Source organism: Moorena sp. SIO3B2 (genome assembly GCF_010692525.1).
GTDB lineage: Bacteria > Cyanobacteriota > Cyanobacteriia > Cyanobacteriales > Coleofasciculaceae > Moorena > Moorena producens.
In genome coordinates this window covers 1-2,330 of sequence record NZ_JAAHHE010000674.1, presented here as the reverse complement: position 1 = coordinate 2,330, position 2,330 = coordinate 1, and the positions used below count along the sequence as shown (strand labels likewise).

Below are 2,330 nucleotides of genomic sequence, written 5' to 3'. Positions count from 1 at the left end.
GGGCTGAGTTTAGGGCTGATTGGAGGGCTGATTGATAATATAATCCCTTATAAAACTATAACATTTTCATGGCAAAAAATTAAAAAAAATCTGCCCGAAAATATCATTAGGTGGCTGATTGGAGGGCTGAGTTTAGGGCTGATTGGAGGGCTGATTGGAGGGCTGATTGGAGGGCTGATTGGAGGGCTGATTTTAGGGCTAATTGATGGGCTGATTTTAGGGATGATTGTAGGGCTAATTGATGGGCTGACTGGAGAAGAAATAAAAACCCTAAATCAACCAAATCAGGGGATTAAAGAATCGGCTAAAAATACTGTTATTCTTAGTATAATTAGTTTGCCTGGAACTTTATTGTTGTTTGTATTACCAAATTTAGTCTTGGGAATAAATGTTGAACTACTCGAAGCATTAATTTTTGCTTCTGGGATGGCAATGTTTTGGGGCTTTTTATTTGCTGGAACACCTGTCATTCAGCACTTCGTCCTCCGCCTCATTCTCTGGGGCAGTGGTTCAATCCCCTGGAATTACGCCCATTTCCTGAGCTATGCCACAGAACGCCGCTTGATCAAGCGAGTGGGTGGACGCTATCGATTCATCCACGATTTGCTGCGGGAGCACTTTGCGAGCACCTAGTGTGGGGGTGAATAATGGAATGATTTTAAAAGTTTTTTGGAACGGGCATCTTGCTTAGAACGGGCATCTTGCCTAGAACTGGCATCTTGCCTAGAACGGGCATCTTGCGTAGAACTGGCATCTTGCCTAGAACTGGCATCTTGCCAGTTTCAATATATTTTCGAGCGGGCATCCTGCCCACTCTACTCCTATTCATTCCTTAATTGAGCAACGGCTATTTTCGAGCGGGCATCCTGCCCACTCTACTCCTATTGATTCCTTAACTCCCTATTCTTCTTGATCCATCGGCAGACTGATATCCAAAAAAATAAGGAACTTAGCATCAGGCATGAGCCGCTTCAGAGCCTGCACATAGCTTTTGGCATCACAAAGTTTGTCAAACCGAGCGAAAACCAATGGTGGCATGGGTGGCAATAGCCTCACCAGTACCCATGGGTATAGGCTTCGACCATAGTACATAATGAGTGTATCTCCTTTAAGTGGGAGCCAGAGCCAGCCTTCGCCCAAGGAAGATCGTTAGGCTGGCTCTTACCGTTTATTTTAAAGTGGACAATTTTATTGTAGCACAAAAAATATTATATTATAGCATATTTTGAAAAGTTTTGTAAAAAATTTTTGAGGGAATCGGGAATCGGGAATCGGGAATCGGGAGTCGTCAGAAAAGGAGAGAATTTCACGGAAAAGTCCCCCTTAAAAAAGGAGGAAATGCAATGCAAAAGTCCCCCTTACTAAGGGGGATTTAGGGGGATCAAAATCGGCGATTAAATTTATGATCCTGTTTGCATCAATGCAAAAGTCCCCCTTACTAAGGGGGATTTAGGGGGATCAAAATCCGCGATTAAATTTATGATCCTGTTTACATCAATTCCTCTGCCTTAGAGACCAGAAGTTTGCGAAAACTGAGGGAAAGTCTAGCAGTCAGCCCTTTGGGTGGTGCGTTACGGGACGGATTGTCCTAACACTGGCTACCGAGAAAATCAGGGATCGCTCGTCCCTAACGCACCCTACGGAACTTACGAATTAGCTAATAGAGGACTTAGTAATCGCCATCCCATCATGGGGGTTAAATAAATGAATCTTCTCTGGGTCTATAGACAGCCAAATTTCGTCACCTATTCTGACAATTTTATCTGGTGGCACTCTGACCTGAAGAGGGCTAGAGTCTTCAGGGATACTCACGGATAGATAAGTCTCGTTACCTAAGGCTTCCACTAGATCAACGGTCACCATCAAGTTTTTGGGAGCAGGAGCACTGATACTCATATGTTCAGGACGAACTCCTAAGGTTAAGGATTGACCATCATACTGGTGCAGTATGGGTTCCCAAACTTCTGGAAGGGTCAGGCGGAACTGAGAATTAGACACTATCCGAGGGGCTTTCACCTGAACGGGGATAAAATTCATCGGTGGTGAACCAATGAATTCTGCCACAAACCGATTAGCAGGTTGATTATATATTTCTAGAGGGGCAGCAATCTGTTGGATGCGACCGTCTTTCATAACCGCGATCCGATCCCCCATAGTCATGGCTTCCGTTTGGTCATGGGTGACGTAGATCGTAGTTGTACCCAACTGCCGCTGTAGTTTCACAATTTGGCTGCGAGTCTCTGCCCGGAGTTTAGCATCCAAATTAGATAGGGGTTCATCCATTAAAAACACCTGGGGATTACGGGAAATTGCCCGTCCCAGAGCAATCC

Annotated in this window: 3 protein-coding genes and 1 pseudogene; 2 read left to right on the top strand and 2 right to left on the bottom strand. The window is 44.7% G+C overall.

The window, feature by feature from the left end:
- Both F6K38_RS44665 and F6K38_RS39670 read left to right on the top strand, forming a co-directional pair.
- Positions 1 to 633 (top strand): annotated as a pseudogene (locus tag F6K38_RS44665) (NACHT domain-containing protein); the annotation flags it as partial.
- 36 nt (positions 634 to 669) lie between these two features.
- Positions 670 to 840 (top strand): hypothetical protein, encoded by a 171-nt coding sequence (locus tag F6K38_RS39670; RefSeq protein ID WP_287360386.1) that lies wholly within the window; start codon positions 670 to 672, stop codon positions 838 to 840.
- A 60-nt stretch (positions 841 to 900) separates the two neighbouring features.
- Here the strand turns inward: F6K38_RS39670 and F6K38_RS39665 are convergent, their stop codons facing one another.
- Positions 901 to 1,092, bottom strand: a complete 192-nt coding sequence (locus F6K38_RS39665; protein WP_287360385.1) for a hypothetical protein — start codon at positions 1,090 to 1,092, stop codon at positions 901 to 903.
- A 561-nt stretch (positions 1,093 to 1,653) separates the two neighbouring features.
- A partial coding sequence (locus tag F6K38_RS39660) for an ABC transporter ATP-binding protein (RefSeq protein WP_287360384.1) occupies positions 1,654 to 2,330 on the bottom strand: 677 nt, incomplete at its 5' end.

Coding starts and splice junctions, on each gene's coding strand:
- F6K38_RS39665 (WP_287360385.1), bottom strand. CDS start 1,092: ATGTACTATGGTCGAAGCCTATACCCATGGGTACTGGTGAGGCTATTG.